General features: G+C 68.3%; 22 protein-coding genes, 3 pseudogenes and 1 other annotated feature. Of the genes and pseudogenes, 19 read left to right on the forward strand and 6 right to left on the reverse strand.

Annotation, left to right across the window (positions count from 1 at the left end; all coding sequences use genetic code 11):
• Positions 1 to 35 precede the first annotated feature (35 nt).
• Both ACFFJD_RS11500 and ACFFJD_RS11505 read left to right on the forward strand, forming a co-directional pair.
• A complete protein-coding gene (locus ACFFJD_RS11500) occupies positions 36 to 392 on the forward strand; it encodes a hypothetical protein (RefSeq protein ID WP_382364197.1) in 357 nt (118 codons plus the stop codon).
• Positions 393 to 1279: 887 nt separating this feature from the next.
• Positions 1280 to 2528: pseudogene (locus ACFFJD_RS11505) on the forward strand (IS3 family transposase).
• Positions 1561 to 1687: a sequence feature (AL1L pseudoknot), on the forward strand. It overlaps the preceding pseudogene by 127 nt.
• 362 nt (positions 2529 to 2890) lie before the next feature.
• On the opposite strand, the gene scpC reads toward ACFFJD_RS11505, so the two are convergent.
• Together scpC and ACFFJD_RS11515 are read right to left on the reverse strand one after the other, a co-directional pair.
• Positions 2891 to 4432 carry a succinyl-CoA:acetate CoA-transferase ScpC gene (gene scpC / locus ACFFJD_RS11510; RefSeq protein WP_382364199.1) on the reverse strand — a complete coding sequence of 514 codons (1542 nt, stop codon included), beginning with the start codon at positions 4430 to 4432 and terminating at the stop codon, positions 2891 to 2893.
• Between the two features lie 136 nt (positions 4433 to 4568).
• Positions 4569 to 4928, reverse strand: a complete 360-nt coding sequence (locus ACFFJD_RS11515) for a hypothetical protein (protein ID WP_382364201.1) — start codon at positions 4926 to 4928, stop codon at positions 4569 to 4571.
• A gap of 80 nt (positions 4929 to 5008) precedes the next feature.
• On the opposite strand from ACFFJD_RS11515, the gene ACFFJD_RS11520 reads away from it, so the two are divergent.
• The 5 genes from ACFFJD_RS11520 (at position 5009) to ACFFJD_RS11540 (ending at position 11435) form a co-directional block, all read left to right on the forward strand.
• Complete coding sequence (locus tag ACFFJD_RS11520) at positions 5009 to 6520, forward strand: carboxylesterase/lipase family protein (RefSeq protein ID WP_382364203.1); 1512 nt, start codon at positions 5009 to 5011, stop codon at positions 6518 to 6520.
• A 16-nt stretch (positions 6521 to 6536) separates the two neighbouring features.
• Positions 6537 to 8774 carry a glycoside hydrolase family 3 C-terminal domain-containing protein gene (locus tag ACFFJD_RS11525; RefSeq protein WP_382364205.1) on the forward strand — a complete coding sequence of 746 codons (2238 nt, stop codon included), beginning with the start codon at positions 6537 to 6539 and terminating at the stop codon, positions 8772 to 8774.
• A 19-nt stretch (positions 8775 to 8793) separates the two neighbouring features.
• On the forward strand, positions 8794 to 9465 hold the full coding sequence (locus ACFFJD_RS11530) for a nitroreductase (protein ID WP_382364207.1): 672 nt from the start codon (positions 8794 to 8796) through the stop codon (positions 9463 to 9465).
• A gap of 43 nt (positions 9466 to 9508) precedes the next feature.
• A complete protein-coding gene (locus ACFFJD_RS11535) occupies positions 9509 to 10795 on the forward strand; it encodes a competence/damage-inducible protein A (RefSeq protein WP_382364209.1) in 1287 nt (428 codons plus the stop codon).
• 76 nt (positions 10796 to 10871) lie between these two features.
• Positions 10872 to 11435, forward strand: coding sequence for a peroxidase-related enzyme (locus ACFFJD_RS11540; protein WP_382364211.1), 564 nt, complete (start codon positions 10872 to 10874; stop codon positions 11433 to 11435).
• 4 nt (positions 11436 to 11439) lie between these two features.
• On the opposite strand, the gene ACFFJD_RS11545 is transcribed toward ACFFJD_RS11540, so the two are convergent.
• Positions 11440 to 11994, reverse strand: coding sequence for a DUF6328 family protein (locus ACFFJD_RS11545; protein WP_382364213.1), 555 nt, complete (start codon positions 11992 to 11994; stop codon positions 11440 to 11442).
• Positions 11995 to 12141: 147 nt separating this feature from the next.
• Here ACFFJD_RS11545 and ACFFJD_RS11550 point away from each other — a divergent pair, with 147 nt between their 5' ends.
• The 3 genes from ACFFJD_RS11550 to ACFFJD_RS11560 all read left to right on the forward strand — a co-directional run bounded on the left by ACFFJD_RS11550 (position 12142) and on the right by ACFFJD_RS11560 (position 16377).
• Entirely contained in the window at positions 12142 to 13695 is a 1554-nt protein-coding gene (locus ACFFJD_RS11550; protein WP_382364215.1) for an exonuclease domain-containing protein, read from the forward strand.
• 40 nt (positions 13696 to 13735) lie between these two features.
• Positions 13736 to 14758, forward strand: a complete 1023-nt coding sequence (locus ACFFJD_RS11555) for a zinc-dependent alcohol dehydrogenase family protein (protein WP_382364217.1) — start codon at positions 13736 to 13738, stop codon at positions 14756 to 14758.
• Positions 14759 to 14931: 173 nt separating this feature from the next.
• The gene (locus ACFFJD_RS11560) at positions 14932 to 16377 is read left to right on the forward strand and encodes a catalase (RefSeq protein ID WP_382364219.1); all 1446 of its coding nucleotides are present in this window, start codon (positions 14932 to 14934) and stop codon (positions 16375 to 16377) included.
• A 136-nt stretch (positions 16378 to 16513) separates the two neighbouring features.
• Here the strand turns inward: ACFFJD_RS11560 and ACFFJD_RS11565 are convergent.
• Both ACFFJD_RS11565 and ACFFJD_RS11570 read right to left on the reverse strand, forming a co-directional pair.
• Positions 16514 to 16744: pseudogene (locus ACFFJD_RS11565) on the reverse strand (RBBP9/YdeN family alpha/beta hydrolase); the annotation flags it as partial.
• An 8-nt stretch (positions 16745 to 16752) separates the two neighbouring features.
• Positions 16753 to 16857, reverse strand: a pseudogene (locus tag ACFFJD_RS11570) (taurine dioxygenase); the annotation flags it as partial.
• Between the two features lie 29 nt (positions 16858 to 16886).
• On the opposite strand from ACFFJD_RS11570, the gene ACFFJD_RS11575 reads away from it, so the two are divergent.
• From ACFFJD_RS11575 to ACFFJD_RS11605, 7 genes are all read left to right on the forward strand, one after another.
• Positions 16887 to 17177, forward strand: a complete 291-nt coding sequence (locus ACFFJD_RS11575) for an AraC family transcriptional regulator ligand-binding domain-containing protein (protein WP_465253929.1) — start codon at positions 16887 to 16889, stop codon at positions 17175 to 17177.
• Entirely contained in the window at positions 17174 to 17602 is a 429-nt protein-coding gene (locus tag ACFFJD_RS11580; RefSeq protein ID WP_382364221.1) for a helix-turn-helix transcriptional regulator, read from the forward strand. The genes ACFFJD_RS11575 and ACFFJD_RS11580 overlap by 4 nt, the downstream gene beginning before the upstream one ends.
• A gap of 20 nt (positions 17603 to 17622) precedes the next feature.
• Positions 17623 to 17949, forward strand: coding sequence for a hypothetical protein (locus tag ACFFJD_RS11585; RefSeq protein WP_382364223.1), 327 nt, complete (start codon positions 17623 to 17625; stop codon positions 17947 to 17949).
• A gap of 68 nt (positions 17950 to 18017) precedes the next feature.
• On the forward strand, positions 18018 to 19232 hold the full coding sequence (locus tag ACFFJD_RS11590) for an oxygenase MpaB family protein (protein ID WP_382364225.1): 1215 nt from the start codon (positions 18018 to 18020) through the stop codon (positions 19230 to 19232).
• 443 nt (positions 19233 to 19675) lie between these two features.
• Positions 19676 to 20464, forward strand: a complete 789-nt coding sequence (locus tag ACFFJD_RS11595; protein WP_382364227.1) for an SDR family oxidoreductase — start codon at positions 19676 to 19678, stop codon at positions 20462 to 20464.
• A gap of 14 nt (positions 20465 to 20478) precedes the next feature.
• Positions 20479 to 20961, forward strand: coding sequence for a nuclear transport factor 2 family protein (locus ACFFJD_RS11600; RefSeq protein ID WP_382364229.1), 483 nt, complete (start codon positions 20479 to 20481; stop codon positions 20959 to 20961).
• Between the two features lie 41 nt (positions 20962 to 21002).
• Positions 21003 to 21686, forward strand: a complete 684-nt coding sequence (locus ACFFJD_RS11605) for a DUF6629 family protein (RefSeq protein WP_382364231.1) — start codon at positions 21003 to 21005, stop codon at positions 21684 to 21686.
• Here ACFFJD_RS11605 and ACFFJD_RS11610 read toward each other — a convergent pair.
• A complete protein-coding gene (locus tag ACFFJD_RS11610; RefSeq protein ID WP_382364233.1) occupies positions 21683 to 24064 on the reverse strand; it encodes an ATP-binding cassette domain-containing protein in 2382 nt (793 codons plus the stop codon). The genes ACFFJD_RS11605 and ACFFJD_RS11610 overlap by 4 nt on opposite strands.
• Before the next feature lie 41 nt (positions 24065 to 24105).
• On the opposite strand from ACFFJD_RS11610, the gene ACFFJD_RS11615 reads away from it, so the two are divergent.
• Both ACFFJD_RS11615 and ACFFJD_RS11620 read left to right on the forward strand, forming a co-directional pair.
• On the forward strand, positions 24106 to 24864 hold the full coding sequence (locus ACFFJD_RS11615; RefSeq protein ID WP_382364235.1) for a hypothetical protein: 759 nt from the start codon (positions 24106 to 24108) through the stop codon (positions 24862 to 24864).
• Between the two features lie 107 nt (positions 24865 to 24971).
• Positions 24972 to 26720 (forward strand): DUF222 domain-containing protein, encoded by a 1749-nt coding sequence (locus ACFFJD_RS11620; protein WP_382364237.1) that lies wholly within the window; start codon positions 24972 to 24974, stop codon positions 26718 to 26720.
• Positions 26721 to 26740: the final 20 nt, after the last annotated feature.

Raw genomic sequence — 26740 nt, forward strand, 5'->3', positions numbered from 1 at the left:
TCCGGAGGGACCGCAGTGCGACTAGGGTCGACCCCGTGGAGGTCATTGCTTCGAAGAAGCGAAACCAGCCGGCACCGCCGTCTGCGGTCTACGACGATCTGGTCGAGCCCAACCGGCAACCGTCACGCCCGTGGCTACACCTTCTCGACGACGAGGTCGCGCCGACCATTCTCCATTCCGAGCGACCCACACGGGTGATCTGGTCGTCGCTGTGGACTAAGAGAGCCGATATCCAGGTCGCCTTTGATCTCCACCCGGCAGGCAACGGCGCCAGCGTGCGCTGGACGCTGCTGGCGCAGGCACCAGGTCCGGACGACCGGCAGCTTCGCCACCTGTGCCAGCGGATCGGCACTCTGATCAATGCCAACCTTCGTTACACGTACGGCCAGTAGAGAGGGCAGTGAGTGATCTGAAGCAGCACACCGTCTACTTAACGTAATGTATCTTATCGGCAGTTGAGCTATGCCTGGACCAACGCTGGCGTTAGCCGCCGCCCCCTCTGCGAACCGTCATCAAGTTTGGCGAGTTGCCATCCACAGGGACACAGTTCTTCATCGTGATGGCTGCCATTGGACAAGGCGTCGCCTCCTGCGATTCCGCGACGGTCGGCCAACCGCAACCGCAACCGCAACCTATCGCTTGCATCAAGTGAGACTCCGAACCGATTCTCGGCCCTCAGGCCCTCAAAACCCTAGGCGTATCGTCACAGTGACGAATAGGTATGATTTAGGTTTGCCCCTTGTGTCGTCAGGTCATCATCGAGGCCTGCCGTCTCGGCAACCCGCCCTACTTCAACACGTCTCGTTACCAGTTGGGCTACGCCTGGACGAGCGCCGGCGTTAGCCGCCGCGAGCTCCAGCAGTCCTGGGCGCCCGCGTCATCAATCGCTGGTAGCAGCGATCTTAGTTTCGAGGCAAGGCACGTATCTCTTGGGAACGGCGTATTGGGCGGCGGCGCCACGCGCGGGGTCGGCGGTGACGATATCCAGGTCGGTTCGGGCCAATAGTCGGCCGATTGTCTCCGCATTGGCACCAATGATCGCCCCGTGGTCGTCAACGTCTGAGGCAATGCACCAAGCCCGGTCTTCCGGCCAAACAAACGCTGCCGGGTTGTACCCAGATTCCGGTAAGCCCCATTGCCCAAAGTCGGCCACGGGGCCGCGCAGAAGATAATAGGTCCGGTTGGGAATGTGTATACGCGCGCTTTGTTTCAAAATCGCCGAAGTGAAGTGTCATGGGTTTGATGGAGAGTGAGTAACCCGGAAGGAACAATCACTCTCATGCCTCGTCCATCGAAGTACCCGCAAGAGCTTCGTGACCGTGCCACGCGTATGGCCATCGACGCCCGGAAGGACCCCGAGACCCGTGTCGGCGCGATCCGGCGGATCGCTGAGCAACTCGACGTGCACCCCGAAGCTCTGCGGACCTGGGTCAAGCGCGTGGAGTCTGGCCAGGCCGAGATCCCCGGAGTGGCCACCGTCTCCGACATCGAGCGAGTCCGCCAGTTGGAGAAGGAGAACCGCGAGCTGCGGCGCGCGAACGACATCCTGAAAGCGGCGTCGGCTTTCTTCGCGGCGGAGCTCGACCGCCCACATCGGTGATCGTCGCGTTCATCGACGACCACAAGGATCGATGGGGAATCGAGCCGATCTGCACTGTGCTGACCGAGCACGGCTGCAAGACCGCCCCTCGACCTATTACGCCGCCCGCCATCGGCTGCCGTCACAGCGGCAATTGCGTGATGAGGAACTGAAAGCCGAGATCATGGCCTCGTACGACGCCTCCAAGCAGGTGTACGGGATACGCAAGATCCATGCCGACCTGCGGCGCAACGGCATCGATGTCGCCCAGTGCGCGGTCGAACGATTGTGCCGTGACCTGGGCATTCGCGGTGTCGTGCGGGGCAAGTTCCCGCGCACGACCCGGCCGACGCCCGAGACCGGCCGGCCCGCCGATCTGGTCGACCGTGATTTCACCGCACACGCGCCGAACCGGCTGTGGGTCGCCGACATCACCTACGTCCGTACCACCGCGGGCTGGGTGTACGTCGCATTCATCCTGGACGTGTACTCCCGGATGATCGTCGGCTGGCAGTCCTCGACCCGCATGTTCGCCGACCTGGCTCTGGACGCGCTCGCGATGGCGATCTGGCAGCGCCGCCGCCACGGGCAAGACCTTGCCGGTCTGATCCACCACTCCGACCGAGGCGTGCAGTACCGGGCGATCCGCTACACCGAGGAACTCGACCGCTCCCTCGCAGTCACCTCGGTCGGCTCACGCGGGGACTCCTACGACAACGCCATGGCCGAAGCCCTGAACTCGCTGTACAAACACGAACTGATCTACCGGCAGACGTGGACTGACGCCGCCGCGGTGGAGTACGCCACCGCCGAATGGGTCGCTTGGTACAACCATCAGCGCCTCCACGGCGCTCTCGGTCACGTCCCGCCCGCCGAGTACGAAGCCGCCTACTGGACCGTCGCGAACACCGGCGAACCCATCCCTCAACCCGCCCTACAGAACAACTGATCGGTCTCCATCAAACCCGTGACTTGACAAAGTGTCCGGCCAGCCGTCCCAGATCGCAAAGTAGCAGTCATCCGGAGTGGTCGTTGCAGGGCGCATCAGCTCGCAGAGCCTGCCGACCTTGGCCTGATCGGTCGATGGTCCGGCCACCTCATCCTCGACGTCCATTCCATCGTCGGGATCTGGCATAAACCGCAGACGTGCGTAGGCCTCGAACCCCGCCGGCCCGAATCTAGCCAAATTTTGCCACGGCTCGTCGGAGTCGACGATCCAGGCCGCAGGCTGCGGGGTCTTCGCACGGCTGTAATCGCACCCACCCATAAGAGCACAACCAGGAACATTCAAGACGAGAGGCGTGACTATCGTCAGCCGCGCATCGAGCCGGTCTCCTGGAAGCGCTGATGGAAGCTGAAGGCCTCGCCGAGGATGTGCGGGGTCTGCCCGGCGTCGGGCAGCGCCTCGGCGCGCTCCAGGTAGTCGTTGAGCAGCGGCCGGTAGTCCGGGTGCGCACACTTGTCGATGATCACGCGGGCGCGGCGCCGCGGCGACAGGCCACGCAGATCGGCCAGGCCGAACTCGGTGACGATCACCTGGGTGTCGTGCTCGGAATGATCGACGTGCGGGACCATCGGCACGATCGCCGAGATGGCGCCGTTACGCGCGGTGGACGGGCTCAGGAACATCGACACGTAGCCGTTGCGGGTGAAGTCGCCGGAGCCGCCGATGCCGTTCATGATCTTGGTGCCCATGACGTGCGTGGAGTTCACGTTGCCGTAGATGTCGGCTTCGAGCATGCCGTTCATCGCGATCACGCCGAGGCGACGCACCACCTCGGGGTGGTTGCTGATCTCCTGCGGCCGCAACGTGATGTGGTTGCGGTAGACGTCGATGTTCGCGACGAACTCCTCGATACCGGCCTCACTCAGCGCCAACGACGTCGACGACGCGTGCGCGACGGTGCCGTCCTTGATCAGCGCCAGCATGCTGTCCTGCAGCACCTCGGAGTAGCAGGTCAGGTTCTGGTAACCGCCGCGGTCAAGGCCGCCGAGCACCGCGTTGGCCACGTTGCCGATACCGGCCTGCAGCGGCAGCAGCGTGTCGGCCGGCATGCGGCCGGCGCGGACCTCGTAGTCGAAGAAATCCAGGACGTGCCCGGCGATGGCCTGGCTGACCGCATCCGGCTCGGTGAGCGGACTGGCCGCATCCCGCGCATGGGTCTCGATCACGGCGACGACCTTCGCCGGATCCACCCGGTAGGTGGGCTGGCCGATGCGATCGTCGGCGCGGGTGATCTGGATGGGCTTGCGGTTCGGCGGCAGCGCGGTGCCGTAGTAGACGTCGTGAATGCCCTCCAGCTCCGCGGGCACCCACGAGTTCACCTCGAGGATGATCTTGTCGGCCACGTCGAGCCACGTCTTGTTGTTGCCGATCGAGGCGGACGGAATCAGCTCCCCGTTCTCGGTGATCCCGGCGACCTCGACGATGGCGACGTCGACATGGCCGTAGTACCCCTGCCACACCTGCTGCGCGACATGCGACAGATGGATGTCGACGTAGTCCATCTGACCGTTGTTGATCCGGCTGCGCGCGGTGGGCTCGGACTGGTACGGCATGCGCAGTGCGATGCCCTCCACCTCGGACAGCAGCTGCTCGGTCTCAGTCGACACCGATGCCCCGGTGAGGAGGTTGATGGTGAAGTCCGAGCCGCCCGCTCGCACCTCGCGAATGCGATCGGCCAGCGCCGGGATCGACACCTTGGGTGTACCGCCGCTGGCGAAGCCACTGATGGCCACGGTGTCGCCGGGTTCGATGTACTTCACGGCCTCGGCCGCGGACGTGACCCGCTGTGCCAATGTCGCGTTCCGGATGCGATCGGCGATACCGGGGGCGCCTGAAGTCATGCTCATGGGCGTCAATAATAGGCGGTTGCGCTCAGGTGAATTTCAACGAACACCCTACCTACCAGTAGGAAGTTTGCTATCGCATCCGTCGCACGACCACATCGCCACCGCCGCAACGGTTCTCAGATCCGATAAACCGCAGCTAGCGCTGCGGCTTCAGGATGAACGTCCCGATCCGAACACCGTTGAAGTAGGCCGGACCGGTGTACCCGCCATGACCGTCGCGATTCATGAACACGCGGTGGCCGGGAAACACATCCGCGTAGCCGCCGGTGCGCGTCGGATGGATCCGATAGCGCCCGATGAGCACCAACTCGCCGCTGCGCACGTACCCGGTGCGTTGCAGCAGCACCACTCCCGACGACTCGGTGATCGACGTGTAGGCGCCGGGCTTCACGTCGGCCCCGGCAGTTCCGGCCACACCCAGCACGGCGGCGACGGAGATCGACACGGCGACGGCCGTGGTTCTAGCAATTGTCCGATAGGCGTGCTTTGACATCATTTTGTGCCTCTCACCTCGGGCAACCCAGAATACGCTCGCGAATGCAATAGGTGAACCCTTCCGCTGGGTAGAGTCCGGGCATGGCATCCGCGCAGGCGCACGACGATCCGGCCGCCGCCCACCCGCTGGTCCGTATCGACACCGGCCTGGTCCGCGGCCGCTGGCGCCCCACCACGGGCGACCACGGGCGCCCCCGATCCGCCGCGTTCCTCGGCATCCCCTTCGCCGAACCACCGATCGGCGAGCGGCGCTTCGCCGCGCCGGTCCCGAAGGCGCCGTGGGACGGAGTCCTGGACGCCGCCGAGTACGGAGCCACCGCGCAGCGAGCCACCGACGGGATCGTGCTGATCCCGGAACCCTCGATTCCCGGGGACTCGACCCTCAACGTCAACGTCTTCACCCCCGACCCGACTCCCGCTGACGGCGGAGGGCTGCCGGTGATGGTGTGGATTCACGGCGGCGGCTTCTTCGCCGGCTCGCCGGCCAGCCCGTGGTACGACGGCCGCAACTTCAACCGCGACGGCATCGTGACCGTGACCATCTCCTACCGTCTCGGTTTCGACGGCTTCGGCTGGATCGACGGGGCGCCGTCCAACCGCGGCGTCCGCGATTGGCTGCTCGCCCTCGAGTGGGTGCAGCGCAACATCGCCGCCTTCGGTGGCGACCCCTCCCGAGTCACGATCGCCGGACAGTCGGCCGGCGGCGGCGCGGTCCTGACGCTGCTCGGGATGGAAGCGGCGCAACACCTCTTCCACGGGGCGTACGCGATGTCCGGCTTCATCGCCGAAGGCACGTCGGCCGACGCCGAACAGTTCGCTCGTGCGATGGCCGAGCGCGCCACCGTCGCCCCCACCGTGTCGGGCTGGCGATCGCTGTCCGAACAACAGATCCTCGAGCTGCAGAAGAAGGCGACGTCGATCAACCTCGGCATGATCCGCAACGCACTGAGCGGGCGGATGGCGGTGAGCCCGGTGATCGACGGCGACCTGATCCTGCGTCCCAGCACCGAGTCGTTCCGTCTCGGTGTCGGCGCCGGCAAAAGCCTCGTCTTCGGCACCGCCGACGACGAGTTCGCGCTGCTGACCACCGGCCGGGTCGCGACGAACGTGCTTCGGCTGGTTCCCACGCGCCTGCTGCTGCGCCTTCTCGGCGTACCGAAGGGCGCCCGACTGCGCTACCTGGATGCCAATCGGGACGTGGCGGCCAAGGGCAAGGGACGCCTCGCCGGACGACTGATCTCCGACAAGATGTTCCGAGCGGCGGTACCGACGATCGTGGCGGCGCGAGGTGCGGCGCCCACGTGGACCTTCCGCTTCTCTTGGCCCTCAGGCAAATTCGGCTTCGCCGGCCACTGCATCGATGTGCCGTTCTTCTTCGATGTGCTCGACGGCCCGTCGCTCGAGCCCCTCACCGGCGCCGATCCCCCGCAGGCGCTGGCCGATCGGGTGCACTCGGCGGCCGCAGCCTTCATCGTCGACGGCGACCCGGGGTGGCCGCGCGATGCGGCGCCCTCGCATCTCTCCCGCGTCTACGACCTGCCCGTCCGCGAGGAACCCGACGCGTACGCGTCTGTCCGGCCACTGCTCCCCTGACGCGAAGGACGCCGCCATGCCCCACTCCACCCGCCGGCTGATCGAAGAACTCACCGTCGAGGAGAAGGCCTCGATCACCAGCGGGGCCGACTTCTGGCACACGAAAGCCATTGAGCGGGTGGGTGTTCCGTCGATCATGGTTACCGACGGCCCGCACGGACTGCGCAAGCAGGCCGGCGCCGGAGACCACCTCGGCCTCAACGACAGCGTGCCGGCCACCTGCTTCCCGCCCGCCGTGGGGCTGGGCAGCAGCTTCGATCCGGAGCTTGCCGAGCGCGTGGGGCGGGCCATCGGCACCGAGGCGGCGATCGAGGAGGTCGCCGTGGTGCTGGGCCCGGGCATCAACATCAAACGCTCGCCCCTGTGCGGGCGCAACTTCGAGTACTTCTCCGAAGATCCCGTCGTCGCCGGCGAGATGGGTCGGGCCGTGGTCGACGGGATCCAGTCGCGCGGCGTGGGCGCCTCGCTCAAGCACTTCGCCGTGAACAATCAGGAGACGGACCGGATGCGGGTGTCGGCCGACGTCGACCCGCGCCCGCTCCACGAGATCTATCTGCGGGCCTTCGCCCACGTGGTCACGCGGTCGCAGCCGTGGACGGTGATGTGCTCGTACAACCGGATCAACGGCGTCTACGCCTCCGAGGATCCGTGGCTGCTCACCGACCTGCTGCGCACCGCCTGGGGATTCGAGGGCCTGGTGGTCTCGGACTGGGGCGCGGTGAACGATCGCGTGGCCGCGCTGGCCGCCGGGCTCGACCTGGAGATGCCCGGCAGCGGTGGGGCCACCGATGCCCAGATCGCCGCGGCCGTCGCCGACGGCACCCTGGAGCCGGCGGTGCTCGACGTCGCCGCCGTGCGGAACCTCGACCTGGTGGCCAAGTCGCAGCAGCGCCCGCCCGTCGAGGGGCCGTTGGACGTCGACGCCCACCATGCCCTGGCCCGCGAGGCGGCCGGCCGCAGCATCGTCCTGCTCAAGAACGACGCCGACCTCCTCCCGCTCTCCCCCGCAGCCTCGATTGCCGTGATCGGCGAGTTCGCCCGCACGCCGCGGTTCCAGGGCGGCGGGTCCTCGCACATCAAACCCACCCGGATCGACACCGCGCTCGACGAGTTCGTCGCGCAACTCGGCGACCGGGTGCGCTTCGCCGCCGGCTTCACCTTCGACGGATCCGACACCGCGACGCTGCGCGAGGACGCGGTCGCGCTGGCCGGCGAGCAGGACGTCGTGGTGCTCTTCCTCGGGTTGCCCGCAGCGGAGGAATCCGAAGGCTTCGACCGCACGCACCTGAATCTGCCTGCGGCACAACTGGATCTGCTCGACGGCATCCTCGCGGTGAACCCGAACGTGGTGGTGGTGCTGTCCAACGGCGCGGTGGTGACCCTCCCGTTCGCCGATCGCGTCCCGGCGATCGTGGAGGCCTGGCTCCTCGGCCAGGCCGGCGGCAGCGCCACCGTGGACGTGCTCACCGGCGCGGTGAATCCGTCCGCGCGGCTCACCGAGACGATCCCGCTGCGACTGGAGGACACCCCGGCCTTCGGCAGCTTCCCGGGAGCACTGGGACATGTCCGGTACGGCGAGGGCATCTACGTCGGCTACCGCTGGTACGACACTCGCCGGATGGCCGTCGCCTACCCCTTCGGCCATGGGCTCTCCTACACCCGGTTCTCCTATGGTCCCGTGACCGCGCACATCGACGACGCCGGCGACATGCGGATCTCGGTCCCGGTGACGAACGTCGGCCCACGCGACGGCCGGGAGGTAGTGCAGGTCTACCTCAGGCACGACTCCTCGATCGTCGACCGCGCCCCCAGGGAACTGAAATCCTTTGCCTCAGTGGAGATTCCAGCGGGTCAAACGCGCGACGTGCCGCTGACCATCCGCCGCGACGACCTCGCCTACTGGGATGTCCGAGCCGACCGCTTCGTCGTCGAGGGCGGCACCTACCGGATCGACATCGGATCGTCGAGCCGCGATCTGCCGCAGACCACGACCGTCGACGTCGCCGGTGACCCACTGCACCTGCCATTGACCATGGACTCCTCGGTCGGCGAGGTGATGGCGCACCCGGTCGCTGGCGCGATCGTCGCCGAACAGCTGGCGGCCATGGGGCCGGGCGCGGCGGGCTTCCTGGAGGATCCGATGATCGCGCAGATCCTGGGATCGTTCCCGATCGGACGGCTCCCCTCCTTCCCCGGCATCGAGATCGAGGCCGACCAGATCCGCGCACTGATCCGGGCGGCCGACGATTCTTAGCGCCAGCCATACTGGCCGCATGAACCAGTCCTTCGACGACCTGCTCGCGTCGCGGTACAGCTGCCGCGCCTACCGCGACGAGCAGGTGCCCACCGCCACCATCGAGTCGATCCTCACCACCGCCCAGCGCACCGCGTCCTGGTGCAACAGCCAGTCGTGGAAGGTGGCCGTGACCACCGGCGCGGGCACCGAACGACTCCGGGCTGCGATGTACGAGGCGGCCTCCACCGGTCACACCGATCGCGCCGACATCGACTTCCCGCGAGAGTACCGCAACGAGCACCGCGACCGACGCCGCGCCTCCGGCTTCCAGCTCTACGACGCCGTCGGCATCGCGCGCGACGACCACGCCCGAAGGCAGAGCCAGATGCTGGAGAACTTCCGATTCTTCGGGGCCCCGCACGTGGCGATCATCCACTCCGACGAAGCCCTCGGCGCCTACGGCGCGGTCGACTGCGGCGGATACGTGGCCAACTTCCTGACCGCCGCCGCCACCGAGGGCGTCGCGACCATCGCGCAGGCGGCGCTCGCGCTCTACCCCGGGGTGCTGCGCCGCGAACTGGGTCTGAGCGAGGACCGCACCATCGTGTGCGGCATCTCCTTCGGCTACCCCGACCACGAGCATCCGATCAACGGCTACCGCACCGACCGTGCCCCGCTGACCGAAGTGGTCGACTGGGTGACGAGCTGAGCGGCCCGGTGGGCCCGGGGTGATCGGCGTTAAGCTCGACGGCGTGAGCGTGCGCGTAGGCATCATCGTCACCGGAACCGAAGTCCTCCACGGCCAGATCACCGATCAGAACGGGCCGTGGGTGGCCGCCCGCCTGCTGGAGGCCGGGCTCGAGGTGGCGCACGTGACCGTCTGCGGCGACCGCCCCGACGACATGGCCGCCCAACTGCGCTTCCTCACCGAGGAGGGCGTCGACCTGATCGTCACCACCGGGGGCCTCGGGCCGACCGCCGACGACCTCACCGTGCCCACCGTGGCCGACTTCTGCGGCCGAGCGCTGGTTCTCGACCGTGCGCTCGAAGCCGACATCACCGCGATCATTCGGAACTGGCGACGCTTCGCCGACGACCACGAGCTCTCCCCCGCCCTGACCGCTGCCATCGCCAAACAGGCCCTGGTGCCGGTCGGCGCCACCCCGATTCCGCCGACCGGCACCGCGCCCGGCGTCGCGATACCGGCCGACCAGCACCGCCCCGCCATCCTGATCCTGCCCGGCCCTCCGCGCGAGCTGCAGGCGATGTGGCCGTCGGCCGTCACCGTACCGGCGATCGCCGCCGTCCTGGCCCGCGGCGACGACGTGCAGCATCGCACGATCCGCGCCTACGGCCTGTCCGAGGCCGACCTCGCCCGCACCCTGCGGCGCGCGGAAGCGGATCTGCCCGACTTCGCCGCGCTCGAGGTGACGACCTGCATGCGGGTCGGCGAGATCGAGATCGACACCCGCTATCCGAGCTCTGCCGACCCCGCCTACGAGGCGCTCGTCGCACTGTTGCAGCGCGAGCATGCCGACCAGATCTTCTCCGTCGACGGCGCCCGCCTCGACGACGTGCTGGCCGCGGCCCTGTCGGATCGGACCATCGCGACGGCCGAATCGTGCACCGGTGGCCTGGTGGCCGCCCGCCTCACCGACCGCCCCGGCTCCTCCGCGTTCATGCTCGGCGGCGTCGTCTCCTACTCCAACGAGGTCAAGACCGACGTGCTGGGCGTGCCCGCCGAACTGATCGAGCGCCTCGGCGCGGTCAGTGAGCCGGTGGCCGCGGCGATGGCCGAGGGCGCCCGCGCGACCACCGGCGCCGACATCGCCGTCTCCACCACCGGCATCGCCGGACCCGGCGGCGCCGTCCCCGGCAAACCGGTGGGCACCGTCTGCTTCGGCTTGGCGATCGACGGACGGCCCACCCGGACCGTGACTCGCACCTTTCCCGGCGACCGCACCATGGTGCGCACCCTGTCCACCACCTTCGCACTCCACCTGGTCCTCGGCGCACTTACCGGAAAGCGCGCCGAGTAAGCGCTCGGCCCGCTACGGTGTGGGCGGGTCGTCCTCCCCATCCCCACACGTCGACGGCCACGAGGAGAGGAACACCGTGTCGGAGAAGATCACTGCTCTGGACCTACCCGCCCAGGAACTGAGCGAATCCACCCAGCGCTATTTCCAGGTGTGCCGGGAGAAGCTCGGAATGGTGCCGAACGTCCTGCAGGCGTACACCTTCGACGAAGCCAAACTCGCCGCCTTCACCGGCATGTACAACGACCTCATGCTCGGCGATTCCGGACTGTCCAAACTCGAACGGGAAATGATCGGCGTCGTGGTGTCGTCGATCAACAAGTGCTATTACTGCCTCACCGCACACGGCGCCGCCGTGCGTACCCTTTCCGGCAATCCCGAACTCGGCGAGCAATTGGTGATGAACTTCCGCGTCGCCGATCTCGACGACCGCCAGCGTGCAATGCTCGAGTTCTCCGAGAAGCTCACCGAAAGCCCGGCCAAGATGGAGGAATCGGACCGCCAGAGCCTGCGCGAGGTGGGTTTCACCGACCGGGACATCTGGGACATCGCCTCCACCGCGGCCTTCTACAACATGACCAATCGGGTGGCCAGCGCCGTGGACATGCGGCCGAACGCCGAGTACTCCAGCCAGGCCCGATAGTCGGTCACGCGCCCTCGCCGCTCGCCCGGATCCGGGCGAGCGAGCGCAACGGCACCCACACCCACAGCCAGGCCAGGAGCAGGCCCAGGCCACCAGCAGCCAGGCCCGCACCCCACGCCGAGTCGGTCGTCGCCAGCACCACGATCGCCGCGGACCCCGCCAGCGCCAGCGCCAGGCACAGCAGTCCCACCACGGCCTCACGGTGGGTGGTGACCACGATGGTCCGCATCTCGTGCCGCCGGAAGAGCACGCGGTGCATGGCGATCGGCGCCAGCAGGAAGGCCACCGCAGCGACCGCGAACGCCACGGTGAACAGGTACACCACCACCTCGGGACCGTCGAGCACGTCGAAATGCGATTGGAACGGCACGATCAGCAGGAAACCGGCGAGAACCTGCACACCGGTCTGCAGCACGCGCAACTCCTGCACCAGTACCGACCAGTCGCGATCGAGGCGCTGCGCCACCGTCTCGCCGTCGCGAACCTCCCGATCCCAGCGCTGCTCGCTGTCGTCGGACGGGTCCGGCAGGTGCCAGAGGGCACGGAACACCGAGCTCATCGCTCACCTCCGATCGCACCGCGGGGCACCGGCGCTGACAGGTCCACCCTAAACACGGCCCGGCCCGGCAGGCCGTCCGAACGACTGAACTCCCCGACCGGTTCGCCCGCGCTGTCACCGGTACCGGCTATCTTGACCATCGATTCGATGGCGAGCACGGAGGAAGCAGTGGCGGCACAGCCCGGTTGGTACGAGGATCCTTGGCGGCAAGCACCGCTGCGTTGGTATGACGGCACCGAGTGGACGGCCACATTGAGCTACCAGTCCGGCTGGTATCCGGATCCGTGGCGGGAGGCCGAGAAGCGATGGTTCGACGGCCGGCAGTGGACGGGCCACAAGCACGACGCCGCGGCCCCGACCTCACCCTCCACGAGCGGGCGTCTGGCTCCACTGCTCGAGTCGGCTCCGGCGATCGTGGTGATCGACGTCGAGACCACGGGATTGAGTCGGGCGGACCGGATCGTCGAGATCGCGATGATCACCCTGGACTCCCAGGGCACCGTCGTCGACGAATTCACCACGATGGTCAACCCGCACCGTGACGTCGGCGCCACGTGGATCCACGGCCTGACGGCAACGATGCTGGCGGACGCCCCCTCGTTCTCCGAGATCGCCGCGGCCGTGGCCAGCCGGATGGACGGCGCGATCATCGCCGCACACAACGCCCCGTTCGACACCCGGATGCTCGACGCTGAGCTCTCCCGCAGCGGCATCGAGGTCGACTGGGGCCGGCACCTGGACACCCTGACGGTGACGCGCCACAAGCTCGCCGTCGCGTGCGGTATCCACGGCGTCGTGCTCGACGACGCCCACTGCGCCCTCAACGATGCGCGGGCCACCGCCGAACTGCTCGTGCGGGTCTCCGCGGACTTCACCGGCCCGGGTCGGCCCACCCGCACCGGGGTACGCGCCCCGTCCTCGGTGCGCACCAGCACCCGCGCCCACGGCCAGAGCGTGCACGTGACCCCGCCCTACCTGGTCGAATTGGCGGGCAACTCCCACCCCGAACCCGATGTCGCGCCGTATTCGATGCTCCTGGCGCAGGCCCTGGCCGACTTGGTTCTCACCGAGCACGAACGCGCCGAACTGGCCGACCTCGCCGCACAGTTCGGCCTGTCCCCCGCCGACGTCGACCGCGCCCACCGAGGCTTCCTGCACGACCTCCTCGAGGCCGCCCTGGACGACGGCGTCATCACCGACGAGGAACTCGACCGCTTGCTGCGCGTGGCCGCCCTCCTGGATCTGCCACCGGAGACAGTCACCGCGCGCACCAATCCGTACCGATTCACCGAGCACGAACTGCCGCTGACCGCCGGGCTTCAGGTGTGCTTCACCGGTGAAGTGACCGACGCGCGCGGAACCTCGGTCGATCGCGACGCGCTGCACACACTCGCCGCCGCAGCGGGATTGGCGCCGGTGGAGTCGGTGACCAAGAAGAACTGCGACCTGTTGGTCGCCGCGGACTCCTCGTCGCTGTCCGGTAAGGCCAAGGCCGCCCATCGCTACGGCACGCATATCGCCGACGCCGACGCCTTCCTCACCGCGCTGGAGCGCGGTGCCGCACTCACCGTGCGGAGCATGCAGCCGAGCGGTGTCGCCTGCGTCTGCGAGCAGTGCGGCGCCTCCTGGTCGGCCGCCCGTCGAGCCAAGACCTGCCGGACTTGTCGTCCGGGGGCGAAACGGGTCCCGGCCGGCGTCTGAGACCCGGCGAGCCGAGCGCGCAGCCACTAGGGTTGTCTCCATGCGCGCAGTGATGATGTACGGACCCGGCGATGTGCGGATCGACGACGTGGACCCGCCCACCCTGACCCGGCCCACCGACGCGATCATCCGCGTCACCGACACCTGCATCTGCGGTTCGGATCTCTGGCCCTACCGCGGCTTCAACACGGGTTCGACGCCGGCACGCATGGGGCACGAGTATCTCGGCGTCGTCGAGCAGGTCGGCGACGCCGTGACCGACGTCGCGGTGGGCGACCACGTGGTCGGCTCGTTCGTCGCCTCCGACAACACCTGCGAGATCTGCCAGGCCGGCTACCAGTCGCGCTGCCGACACCAGGTGATGATGGGCGGCATCGGCACGCAGGCCGAGCAAGCGTTGATCCCGTGGGCCGACGGCACCCTCGTGAAGATCCCCGCGGAGCGCACGCCCGCGCAGAACGCCAGCCTCCTGGCCGCCTCCGATGTGCTCGGCACCGGCTGGTTCGCGGCCGTCGCCGCCGAGGCCGGACCCGGCAAGACCGTCGCCGTGGTCGGCGACGGCGCGGTGGGCCTGCTCGGCGTGCTGGCCGCCCGCGAGCTGGGCGCCGAACGCATCATCGCCATGTCCCGGCACGCGGACCGGCAGGAGCTGGCGCGTCGCTTCGGCGCCACCGACGTGGTGGCCGAACGCGGCGCCGAGGGCGTCGCCCGGGTCAAGGAGATGACCGGAGGCTACGGCGCCCATTCGGTCATCGAGGCCGTGGGCACCGACGAAGCCATGCAGCAGGCGATCGACTCCACCCGCCCCGGCGGGCACATCGGCTTCGTCGGCGTCTCGCACGACGTCCACCTCGACGGTGCGAAGCTCTTCGGGGCCACCGTGCACCTGCACGGCGGCCCGGCGCCGGTGCGCCGCTTCCTGCCCCAGCTGGTCGAATCGATCATGCAAGACGAGATCGATCCGGGCATCGTCTTCGACCTGGCGCTCCCGCTCGACGAGGCCGCCGAGGGGTACCGGGCGATGGATCAGCGCACCGCCACCAAAGTGCGCCTGACTTTCTGAGAAATGAGGCAAGTGAATCATTTCCATGTACGCCTATCCTCACACCGATAAGCGTCCCGAATTGCTAGTGACCCACACATTCAATCGGTTTCACGTAGGATAGTCGCCGCGGGCCATTTTCGGCTCTGGCCCCTTTTCACTCGTTATCGAGTCGAGCCTGGGAGGCGATTTCCATGAACGATCGTCCTATTACCACCACCGATTCCGGCGCACCGGCGGGCAGCGATGAGAATTCGCTCACCGTCGGCCCCGACGGCCCCATCGTGCTGCACGATCACTATCTGATCGAGCAGATGGCGCAGTTCAACCGTGAACGTATCCCCGAACGCCAGCCGCACGCCAAGGGCAGCGGCGCCTTCGGCACCTTCGAGACCACCCACGACGTCTCCGCCTACACCTGCGCGAGCCTGTTCCAGCCCGGCGTGAAGACCGAGATGATGGCCCGCTTCTCCTCCGTCGCCGGTGAGCGCGGCAGCCCCGACACCTGGCGCGACCCCCGCGGTTTCGCGCTCAAGTTCTACACCGAGGAAGGCGTGTACGACATGGTCGGCAACAACACGCCGGTCTTCTTCCTCCGCGATCCGCTCAAGTTCCAGCACTTCATCCGTTCGCAGAAGCGCCGGGCCGACAACAATCTGCGCGACCACGACATGCAGTGGGACTTCTGGACGCTGACGCCGGAGAGCGCCCACCAGGTCACCTGGCTGATGGGCGATCGCGGCACCCCGTCCACGTGGCGTCACATGAACGGCTACAGCTCGCACACCTACCTGTGGGTCAACGCCGAGGGCGTCAAACACTGGGTCAAGTACCACTTCAAGACCGATCAGGGCGTGCAGAACCTCACCGGCGAAGAAGCCGACCGGTTCACCATGACCGACCCGGACCACTACACCCGGGACCTGTTCGAGTCGATCGCCGGCGGCGATCATCCGAGTTGGACGCTGCACGTGCAGCTGATGCCCTTCGACGACGCGAAGACCTACCGCTTCAACCCGTTCGATCTGACCAAGGTGTGGCCGCACGCGGACTATCCGCTGGTCGAGGTGGGCACGATGACCCTGCACACCAACCCGACCGATCACCATGCGCAGATCGAGCAGGCGGCGTTCGCGCCGAGCAACGTGGTCCCGGGCATCGGCTTCAGCCCGGACAAGATGCTGCTCGGCCGCGTCTTCTCCTACCCGGACGCGCATCGCGCCCGGATCGGCGCCAACTACCAGCAGCTCCCGGTGAACCGTCCGCGCAACCCGGTGCACAGCTACTCCAAGGACGGTGCGATGCGCATCGACCTGACGAGCGACCCCGTGTACGCGCCCAACTCCAAGGGCGGCCCGGCCGCGACCTATGCCGGACAGCCGGAACCGCAGTGGGAGACCGACGGCGCCATGGTCCGTGCGGCCTACACGCTGCGCGCCGAGGACGACGACTGGGGCCAGGCCGGAACCCTGGTGCGCGACGTCCTCAACGACGACGAACGCGAGCGCCTGGTCTCCAACATCGCCGGCCACCTGCTGGCCGGGGTGAGCGAGCCGGTGCTCGCCCGCGCGTTCGAGTACTGGAAGAACGTCGACGCGGACCTGGGTGCCCGCGTCGAGGCCGCGGTGCGCGCCGGCTGACGACGCCGGCAGCGTCGAAGAGTGCTGAAAAGCGAGGGGTCGCGGGCAATATGCCCGCGGACCCCCNGCCACGCGCACTCCCGGTCACCGCTCCCGACAGGATGTCGGCGGTCATCTCGACGACAAGGTCGTCGGCCAGGTCCCACGGGCCGAAGCCCGCCGCCGGATTCGAATGGCCGGCGTCACCGAGATCGACGAGTCTGCTCCCCCACACCTCCGCCAGACCGGCGGAGGTGCGGTAGCGGGCCAGCGGATCGGTGCGGCTGGCCGCCAGCACCGACGGGAACGGCAACCGGCGACGGGAGATCGGCAGCCAACCCGCGGCCGCCAACTCGGCGGGCCGCGGATGCGGCTGCGGCCAATCCACGTCGAGCAGGCGAAGGAGTTGACGAACAGCACCTTCTCGCCGGCCTCCGGATGCGTGCGGACCACCGGATGCTCGGCAACGGGGTACCGCTGGTGCAGCTGCGCGCGCTGGTCGGCGCGAGGAAGCCGATATCCGCAGCGCCCTGGCACTGCTGGCCCGCCACGACCGGATGTACAACGAGTCGCTGCGCACCCTGGTGACGGTGAACGACGGCATCGCCACCGTCCGCGTCGAGCTCGACGTCGGCCATCCCGTCGCCGAGCGCCAGTCCACCGACCTCGCCGTGGGCGTCCTGTACTCGCTGATCCGAGAGTTGGCCGGCCATAGCTGGCGCCCGCTGTCGGTCTGCTTCGCCCATCCCCCGCCCGAGGACGACACCACCGCGACTTCAACGGCCTCACCCTCGTCGAGGCCGATCTGGATCGCCCCGTGAGCCATTCCGACCCGCAACTGCGCGAGTACAGCCGCCGGATCCTCGACGACCTGGACGCGGGCACCGCGCCGCCGGCGACGGTGCGGACGCGGCAGCTCGTGGAGATGCTGCTGCCGACGGGGCGCTGCTCGGTGGACCAGGTGGCCTCCAGCCTCGGTGTGGACCGCCGCACCGTGCACCGTCGTCTCACCGCCGAGGGCACCACGTTCTCCGCGGTCGTCGACGACACCCGGGCGGCGCTGGCCGACCATCTGGTGGCCGGCCAACGCCACTCGTTCACCGACGTCGGCGCCATGCTCGGCTTCTCCAGCCCCTCCAACTTCGCCCGCTGGTTCCGGCGCCGCTTCGGTTGCACGCCGCGCGAGTGGCGCAGCACCCGGGCTTCGCGAACAACGGAATCTACCCAAGGCGCGGAACTACCCTGAGGGAGAGGAAGGGAGACCCGATGAGGTTCGGCGACGATTGGCAAGCACGATTGATCCGACTCCCCGGCCCGGACGGGGTTCTTCGACTCACCGTGACCGGCACCCTGCATTTCGACGGCACGCCCGTGAGCGTGAACATCGCCCCCGATCGCGAGGGGTTCGACGAACAACTGCTGTATCTGAATCTGACCGCGTCCGACGACCCCGTTCCCGACGGCGGAGCCCGGTCCACGGCGGTGCAGTGGCAGTCCGATGTGGGAATCGAGTACTCGCGGGTGTGCGTGCGCCTCCCGGGCGCGGGTGCGGGTGCGCCGGAACTGACACTTCCGGTCGATCCCCTTCACTGACGGCCGCCGGTCACGCTAGATTCAGATAACAGGCGTTTCCAGACCGGTATCCGCAGGAGCATTCGCACATGTCGCAGCCCATTCCCCGCCGCCACCCGAGTTCCCCGCGCCCGGTTCCCGCCGGCGTCGCCGCGATCGGCGGCCTCCTCGGGGTCCGCGGACCCGATGCGGAACGCTTCACCCGGTTGGGTCGGCTCCTGATGGTCGGCGATCCCCTGATGGACGACTTCGTCGCCTGGATGAGCACGCAGGAGTCGTCGTCGATCCGCCCACTCTTCGAGCGGGCGCTGGCCCACGGCATCGACGCCGTGGACGCGCCGCCGGCGCCGCTGCGAACCCTGTTCGAGACCCTGGAGACCGTGCCCGACTGGGTCGACGCCGAGCAGCTCGCGAAGGCCGCGGCCACCATGCGCGCCGCCGGCGCCGACGGGCTCACCATCGCCCGCGATGTGGCCCTGCTCGGCGGCTATCAGTTCGCCGGCTTCAACCAGACCCTGCTGCGGACCGGAGCCTTGGAGAAGGGCTCCAACGCCCGGTTCGCCGAGACCTCGCAGTGGGCGATGGACGTGATCGCCCCGGGCGGGCTGGACCGACACGGGCCGGGCTATCGATCGACGATCCGTGTCCGGTTCATCCACTCGTTGGTGCGGCGCCACGTGGCCGCACTCCCGGACTGGGACGAACGGGAGTGGGGACTGCCCATCAATCAGACGGACATGGCCGCCACCCTGGTCGGCGCGCTCGTGGCACCGAACCTCGGCGGCCTCGGCATGGGCATCGTGAATCGGCCCAGCGAGTACCAGGCCATCGCCGCGCTGACCCGCTATGTGGGCTGGCTGATCGGCGTGCAGGAGGATCTGCTGCCCACCGACTTCCGGAGCGCCGTCGCCCTGCTGATGCACACCTCGGCGGCACTCGCCACCCCGGACGAAACGAGTCGACGCCTCGCCCGGCCGATGGCCGACGATCCCCTGCAGTGGCAGTACGGCACCCTCACCCCGCTGCGCAGACACCTGGCCCGCTCCCAGCACCTCTCGGTGAGCACCGCATTCCTGGGGCCGAAGGCGATGGCCACCCTGGGCCTGCCCACGCGCACGCCGCCCTGGTATCCGGTCCTCGCGCTGCCGGGCAATCTGCTGCGCTCGGGTATCGCGTTGCTGCCCGGCGGCCGGGAGTGGACCGCCGAACGCGGCGACCGCTCGGCGCGGGCCTTGATGCGGACGATGACCGCGACCCCGGCCACCCTCGGCGCCACCACCACCGTCGCCGAACACGTCGCCTGAGCCACCGCTACCGCACCCATCGCGGCAACGCCCGCACCAGCGTGACCATCGCGAGCAACTCCACCAGGGTCTGCAGCAGCACCACGGCCGACCGCTCCGCGCGCCGCCCACGTCTGCACCGCCCAGGCGAGGAGCAACGGGACCACGATCAGCGTGCCGAAGGCCTCGAGGAAGGGCCACGGATCCACCACTGCCGCCAGCTCCGCGCCCAGGAACATCCACAGATAGAGCGGGAGGGTGAGCATCTGCAGAACCAACAGCAGCGGAGTCGCCGCGAGCAGCCGCCGGCTGTCCCCGCCGGCCAACCCGGCGAAGACGATCACACCGCGCCAGCGCACGTGCGCCGAAGAGTGGACACAACTCCACGAGTGTAGGACGCCTCACCGGAGGCGCCGCGGAGGTCCGGATCACACCTCCGGTCGGGGCCGGGTTAGGGTCAGCGAATGCTGACTGATTCGTTCCGGCTCGACGACCGAGTCGCCATCGTGACGGGTGCCGGCCGCGGCCTGGGCGCCGCCATCGCCGAGGGTCTGGCTCAGGCCGGAGCCGACGTGGTGATCTCCGCGCGCACCGCCGACGACCTGGCGACCGTGCGCGCCGCCGTCGAAGCCGCCGGGCGTCGTGCCCTCGCGGTCCCGTTGAACCTCGCCTCCGACGATCCCGCCGCCCTGGTGCAGGCCGCGATCGACGAGTTCGGCCGCCTCGACATCGTGGTGAACAACGTCGGCGGCGCCATGCCGAAGCCGTTCTTGGACACCAGCGTTCGGGAACTGGTCGGTTCGTTCTCCTTCAACGTCGGCACCGCGCACGGCCTCCTGCTGGCGGCGGTCCCACACCTGCTGCACAGCGACGGCGCGTCGATCATCAACATCACCTCGTCGATCGGTCGCCTCGCCGATCGCGGCTACCTGACTTACGGCACTGTCAAGGCCGCGCTCACCCACTACACCGAGCTCGCCGCCCAGGACCTGAGCCCCAAGATCCGCGTCAACGGCATCGCACCGGGCGCGATCCACACCTCGGCGCTGGACATCGTCGCCGCCAACGACGCGCTGCGCGAACCGATCGAGGCCGCCACCCCGCTGCGGCGCCTCGGACGGCCCGAGGACATCGCCGCCGCTGCGGTGTATCTGGCCAGCCCGGCCGCCGCCTATGTCACCGGCACCATCGTGGAGGTGGACGGCGGCCTCACCTCGCCCAACTTCTCGCTGCCGATCCCCGACCTGCACTGACAAGGAGCCGTCCCATGACCATCGCCGACGATCGCCGCGAGATCGAGCAACTCAAGTACCGCTATCTGCGCGCCGTGGACACCCGCGACTGGGTGGCGTTCGCCGACACGGTGACCGACGACGTCCAGGCCGCCTACGGCTCCAAGGTCGGCGGCAAGGCGCTCACCTTCACCGGCCGCACCGCGCTGATCGACTACCTGAGCGGCGCCATGCCTCCGACCATGGCCACCGAGCATCGGGTGGACCACCCGATGATCGAGGTCGACGGCGACGTGGCCACCGGAACCTGGTACCTGCAGGACCGCGTGATGCTGCCCGAGTACGACGTGCTGATCATCGGCGCCGCCTTCTACTCCGACACCTACCGCCGCACCGCCGAGGGTTGGCGTATCTCGGCGACCGGATACGAGCGCACCTTCGAGGCCACCGGCACCCTCAGCGGCGCCGGGCTGACGGTGAAAATCGGTCCGGCGGTGCTCGGCGCGGCCACCGAGTAGCCCGGCGAGACCCCCGCGAGGGGTCGTGTCAGGATGGATTCATGTGCTTCAGTGCGACTGCCAGCTTTGTCGGTGCCGGTGTCATCGGAGCGGCCGGCGTGGCGACGTTGGCCTTGGTGCGTGACAAGCGCCAGCTTCCGTTCGCCGCCCTCCCACTCCTGTTCGCCATCCATCAGGCGTTGGAGGGGTGGACCTGGCTCGAGCTGAACGGCTCCGACGATGCGGCCCTGTCCGGTCCCGGGGTGCACATGTGGGTGATGTTCGCCTGGGCGATCCTGCCCATCTTCATCCCGTGGTCGGTGCGGTTGATGGAACCGGACCCCCGGCGACGGCGCTGGTTGGTGGCACCGCTGGTGGTGGGCGGCGTGCTGGCCGTCTACATGGCCTACCTGGCCGTGCAGCCGGGGATCGAGGTCAAGGTGATCGACAGCAACCTCGACTACCTCCTCGGGGTGCCGTTCAGCGCCGCGCTGCTGGCGGTGCCGTACGTGTTCGCGACGTGCTTCTCCCCGATGATGAGTTCGTTCCGCTGGGTCATCGCGCTCGGTGTGGGCAATCTGATCGCGATGAGTATCGCCGCGATCATCAAGGCCGCCGACTACTCGTCGATCTGGTGCACGCTGGCCGCCATCCTGAGCCTCATCGTCTTCGGCCACTTCGTCAACGAGGCCCGCGGCCACAAGTCCGAGCCCAAGACCCCGACGCCGGATCCGCTCCCCGTCTAACCCACGTACGCGGCCAGGTGCTCGCCGGTCACGGTGGACGGCTGCGCCACCAGGTCCGCGGGGGTACCGGTGAAGACCACCTTTCCGCCGTCCACGCCGGCACCCGGCCCGAGATCGATCAGCCAGTCCGCGTGCGCCATCACCGCTTGGTGGTGCTCGATGACGATCACCGACTTACCGGCGTCGACGAGCCGGTCGAGCATGGCGAGCAACTGATCGACGTCGGCCAGATGCAGACCCGTCGTCGGCTCGTCCAACACGTACACATCGGCCTTGTCGGCCATCGCGGTGGCCAGCTTGAGCCGCTGCCGCTCGCCACCGGACAGCGTCGTCAACGGCTGTCCCAGCGTGAGATAGCCCAGGCCCACATCGGCCAGCCGGTCCAGGATCTTGGCCGCGGCCGGGGTGCGTGCCTCGCCGGTGGAGAAGAACTCACGCGCCTGCGCCACCGGCAGCGCCAGCACCTCGGCGATGTTCAACGAGGCCGCGGTCCCCTCGCCGGGGTCGCCGCCGGCGAGGCGGTACTCCAGCACATCCGGCCGGAACCGCTGCCCGTCGCATTCATCGCAGGGTGCGGCCACGCCCGCCATCGTCACCAGGTCGGTGTAGATCACCCCGGCGCCCTTGCACACCGGGCAGGCGCCTTCGGAATTGGCGCTGAACAGCGCCGGCTTCACCCCGTTGGCCTTGGCGAAGGCCTTCCGGATGGGATCGAGCAGGCCGGTGTAGGTGGCCGGGTTGCTGCGGCGCGAACCGCGGATGGCGGTCTGGTCGATGGCGACCACCCCGTCGCCGCCGGACACCGACCCGTGGATCAGGGAGCTCTTACCCGACCCGGCCACACCGGTCACCGCGACCAGCACGCCGAGCGGGATGTCGACGTCGACGTCGTGCAGGTTGTTGGTGGCCGCGCCACGCACCTCCAGCACACCCGACGGCGTGCGCACCTGTGGCTTGAGCGCGGCGCGGTCGTGCAGATGTCGCCCGGTCACGGTGTCGGCGCGTTCGAGCCCGGCGACGTCGCCCTCGTAGCAGACCTCACCGCCGCCCGAGCCCGCTCCCGGGCCCAGATCCACCACGTGGTCGGCGATGGCGATCACCTCGGGCTTGTGCTCCACCACCAGGACGGTGTTCCCCTTGTCACGGAGCCGCAACAGCAGGTCGTTCATGCGCGAGATGTCGTGCGGGTGCAGCCCCACCGTGGGCTCGTCGAACACATAGGTCACGTCTGTCAGCGACGACCCGAGATGCCGAATCATCTTGACGCGCTGGCCTTCTCCGCCCGACAGAGTTCCCGTGGGCCGCTCCAGAGCCAGGTAACCCAGGCCGATCTCCACGAAGGAGTCCAGCGTGGCGCTCAGGGTCTCCACCAGTGGCGCCACGCCCGGGTCGGCCACGCCGCGGATCCACTCGGCCAGATCGGTGATCGGCATGGCCGCCACGTCGGCGATGCTCACGCCATCGATGGTCGAGGTGCGTGCCGGTTCGGCCAAGCGGGTGCCGCCGCACTCCGGGCACGCGCTCTGGGTGACGGCGCGTTCGATGAACGCACGGATGTGCGGCTGCACCGCGTCGATGTCCTTGCTGAGCATCGACTTCTGAATCCGCGGGATGAGGCCCTCGTAGGTCAGGTTGATGCCGTCGACCTTGATCTTGGTGGGCTCCTTGTGCAGCAGGTCGTCGAGCTCGCCGGCGGTGAAGTCCTTGATCGGCTTGTCCGGGTCGAAGAAGCCCGCACCGGCGAAGATCCGGCCGTACCAGCCGTCGGCACTGTAGCCGGGAATGGTCAGGGCACCCTCGTTCAACGACTTGGTGTCGTCGTAGAGAGCGGTCCGATCCATGTCGGCCACCGTCCCCATGCCCTCGCAGCGCGGGCACATGCCACCGGTCCGGGTGAAGGTGGTCTTCTCGGCCTTCTTGTTGCCCACTTTGAGGGCGCCGCTGCCGGTCACCGACGGCACGTTGAACGAGTAGGCGTTGGGGCCGCCGATGTGCGGGCTCGCCAGGCGACTGAACAGGATGCGCAGCATCGCGTGCGCGTCGGTGATCGTGCCCACCGTCGACCGCGGGTTCCCGCCGATGCGTTCCTGGTCCACCAGGATCGCCGTGGTGATGCCGTCGAGAACGTCCACGTCGGGGCGCGCGAGGGTCGGCATGAAACCCTGCACGAAGGAGCTGTAGGTCTCGTTGATCAGGCGCTGACTCTCCGCGGCGACCGTCCCGAAGACCAACGAACTCTTCCCCGAACCGGAGAGTCCGGTGAAGACCGTGAGTCGACGTTTCGGCAGATCCACGTCGACGTTCTTCAGGTTGTTCACGCGTGCGCCGCGCACCGCGATGACGTCGTGACTGTCGGCCGGGATCGTCTCTACGTGCATGCGTGCCATTGTTCCGCATGGGACCGGGATACCTTAGGCACGTGATCCGACTCGCCGTTCAAATTCTGCTCGCGCTGGGCCGAGTCGGCGTCTCCGACCGTGCGATGACCCTGGCCGGCCAGGCCTTCACCTCCCTGCTGCCGGTACTGATCCTGATCACGTCCATCTCGGAGGACGGTCCGGTCGACCGCGCGATGAAGCGGATCGGCTCGCAGTGGCTCGAACTGGAGACCTCCGCGCCGCTCGTTGACGACGCGAGCAGCGCCACCTTCGGCATCCTGGGCGTGCTCATGGTCCTGATCGGGGCCACGTCGTTCACCCGGGCGCTCGACCGCATGTACGCCGAGGTGTGGAGCTTCCGGAAGCTCGGCCTCGCGGGCTGGTGGCGGTGGCCGTTGATCATCGGCACCCTCGTCGCCGGCATCACCATCGAAGTCTTCGCGGTGCGCAGCTGGCCGTTCGGGCCGGTTCGCGTGATCGAGACCGTACTGAGCTTCGTACTGTGGACGCTCGTCTGGAGCGCCATCACCCGGCTGCTCACCGCCGGTCGGGTCGATCGGCGCGCGGTGTTGATCACCGGTGTCGCCACGGGCCTGGCGGTGGCCCTGTTCTTCCTGGCCACCTCGCTCGGTTTCGGCGAGATCCTGGCCACCGCCGAACGCCGCTTCCACACCTTGGGCGTCGTGTTCTCGGTGATCGGCTGGCTCTTCGTCTACTCCGGGATCGTGGTGAGCACGGTGACCGTGGTGCACACGGTGCTCACCCGGGAACGGGCGCCGGCGGCGGCGACAACCGGATAGCGAGCGGCTACTCAGGGCCCGTTCTTGTCGGAGGTCGGGTCTATTCTGTTCTTAGAACACCAGAACGAGTTAAAGGTGTGCCGACTCGCTTGGGGAGGTGAGTAGCCATGGCACAGCGAACCGCATCCACGTGGCCCGACGCCGACCTAACCGGTTGCGGCCTTCCCACTCCCGGCACCGACCTGGCGAATCTGCCCACCTCACGCGTCGTCGACGCGATCGCTGCGACCAAGAACGGGCACTGCTTCCTGGACTGGCAGCTCTTTCAGTTCGCGCTGTCCATGCACTCCCGCGTCCGAGCCTCCACCAACAATGTGGCGGCGACCCAGAAGTCGATCCTGGATCTGGAAGCCCAGACCACGCTCGAGCTGCAGATGAGCCTGGAAAGCACCGAGTACGCCGCACGCGTCCTGCTCCTGGACGCGTTCGACGCGCGAGATCGGCTGCCGCGCGTATACGCGACCATGCGCCTGGGCCTGATCGACCGCGACCGCTTCCACCGCATCGCCCACGAAACCCGCATCGTCCTCGACGAAGCCATCATGGCCAAGATCGACGCCCTGATCGCCGCGGAAATCCTGGGCACCCAACACGGATACACCTGCATCTCAGTCACCAAGACCGGCGCAATGGCCCGCCGCCACGTCGCCGAGAACGACCCCGATGCCGTGCACCGCGAACGCGACGGCGCCAAAGACGGCCGCAGCCTCGGCCACCAGACCCTCGAAGCGGGCATGGCGCAACTGTTCCTCACCGCGACCGCCGAGGACGTCCGCCTCGCACGGCAGATGCTCGACGCGGTGATCGCCGGTCGCTGCCCCGCAGACCCCCGCACCAAAACCCAAGCCCGCTCTGACGCGGCGATCGCGCTGCTGCAGCGCAAACCGTTCACCTGCGAATGCGACAGCGACGGTTGCACCGCGCAGATCAGCGACGTGGAGCTCGATGCGCGGGCCGCGCGGATCGTCGTTCACGTGCTGTGCGACGCGACCACCCTGGAGGGCGGAGACAAGTGCGGCTACCTCGACGGCGACGGTCCGATCTCTGCCGAGCACGTCCGCGAGATCGCTGCCCGCGGTGATGCCGTGATTCACCAGCATCGCCTCGACGACCTGCTGGAACCCAACCCCGCGAGTGCCTACGGCGCGCAGGCGCGTCCCGAGGAGGCTGCGCTGCATCGACGAGCGCCCCGCTCCGAGACCCCGGACGAGCGCCGGGGCGATGACCCACGGCCCGAGCCCGGAAACGACGGACAACCGGCCGCCGTCATCGCCAAGACCTCGTTGCCGAGCGATCCGTACCGCCCGAATCTGCTCACCGACCTGATCGCCCGCTTCCTGTGGGGCACCTGCTCCATCCCCGGCTGCGAGCGAGCAGCCTTCTCGTGCGATCTCGACCACGTGGCCGAGTACGACAACGTCCGACCCGACCTCGGCGGGCCCACCTGCGTTTGCAACCTGCTTCCCAAGTGCCGCTATCACCATTTGGTGAAAACAAATCTGGAGGGCTTCGTCGACGACCTGTGGATCGACGAGGCGGGGCGCTATCACTCGAGCGTGACCACGCCGATGGGACAGACCGTAGAGGTGCTCGCCCCGAATCAGTGGCTGATCCCGCGCCTGGCCGACCTGCGCTGCAGCCACCAACTCGCCGGCCAGCACGCGACCGGAACCGCCAGCGGATCCGTCGAAGACGGCCCGCAACGCGCCCGCACCCGCACCGCGGCTAAGCACGCCCGGCGGCGTGCCGAGCGCAAGGCCAACCGCGAGCGTCGTCTCGCCGAGCGACCTCAGCGGATACCCGAGCCCGCCGCCACCGAGCCTGTCGACGACGCCTGCGACGAGCCGCCGTTCTGAGTGCGATCGGCCCGGCTCAC

This window comes from Gordonia phosphorivorans, assembly GCF_042432625.1.
GTDB classification, from domain to species: Bacteria; Actinomycetota; Actinomycetes; order Mycobacteriales; family Mycobacteriaceae; genus Gordonia; species Gordonia phosphorivorans.

Coding starts and splice junctions, on each gene's coding strand:
- ACFFJD_RS11610 (WP_382364233.1), bottom strand. CDS start 24,064: ATGCACGTAGAGACGATCCCGGCCGACAGTCACGACGTCATCGCGGTG.
- scpC (WP_382364199.1), bottom strand. CDS start 4,432: ATGAGCATGACTTCAGGCGCCCCCGGTATCGCCGATCGCATCCGGAAC.
- ACFFJD_RS11520 (WP_382364203.1), top strand. CDS start 5,009: ATGGCATCCGCGCAGGCGCACGACGATCCGGCCGCCGCCCACCCGCTG.
- ACFFJD_RS11550 (WP_382364215.1), top strand. CDS start 12,142: ATGGCGAGCACGGAGGAAGCAGTGGCGGCACAGCCCGGTTGGTACGAG.
- ACFFJD_RS11605 (WP_382364231.1), top strand. CDS start 21,003: ATGTGCTTCAGTGCGACTGCCAGCTTTGTCGGTGCCGGTGTCATCGGA.
- ACFFJD_RS11530 (WP_382364207.1), top strand. CDS start 8,794: ATGAACCAGTCCTTCGACGACCTGCTCGCGTCGCGGTACAGCTGCCGC.
- ACFFJD_RS11620 (WP_382364237.1), top strand. CDS start 24,972: ATGGCACAGCGAACCGCATCCACGTGGCCCGACGCCGACCTAACCGGT.
- ACFFJD_RS11545 (WP_382364213.1), bottom strand. CDS start 11,994: ATGAGCTCGGTGTTCCGTGCCCTCTGGCACCTGCCGGACCCGTCCGAC.
- ACFFJD_RS11590 (WP_382364225.1), top strand. CDS start 18,018: ATGTCGCAGCCCATTCCCCGCCGCCACCCGAGTTCCCCGCGCCCGGTT.
- ACFFJD_RS11585 (WP_382364223.1), top strand. CDS start 17,623: ATGAGGTTCGGCGACGATTGGCAAGCACGATTGATCCGACTCCCCGGC.
- ACFFJD_RS11525 (WP_382364205.1), top strand. CDS start 6,537: ATGCCCCACTCCACCCGCCGGCTGATCGAAGAACTCACCGTCGAGGAG.
- ACFFJD_RS11515 (WP_382364201.1), bottom strand. CDS start 4,928: ATGATGTCAAAGCACGCCTATCGGACAATTGCTAGAACCACGGCCGTC.
- ACFFJD_RS11595 (WP_382364227.1), top strand. CDS start 19,676: ATGCTGACTGATTCGTTCCGGCTCGACGACCGAGTCGCCATCGTGACG.
- ACFFJD_RS11560 (WP_382364219.1), top strand. CDS start 14,932: ATGAACGATCGTCCTATTACCACCACCGATTCCGGCGCACCGGCGGGC.
- ACFFJD_RS11555 (WP_382364217.1), top strand. CDS start 13,736: ATGCGCGCAGTGATGATGTACGGACCCGGCGATGTGCGGATCGACGAC.
- ACFFJD_RS11600 (WP_382364229.1), top strand. CDS start 20,479: ATGACCATCGCCGACGATCGCCGCGAGATCGAGCAACTCAAGTACCGC.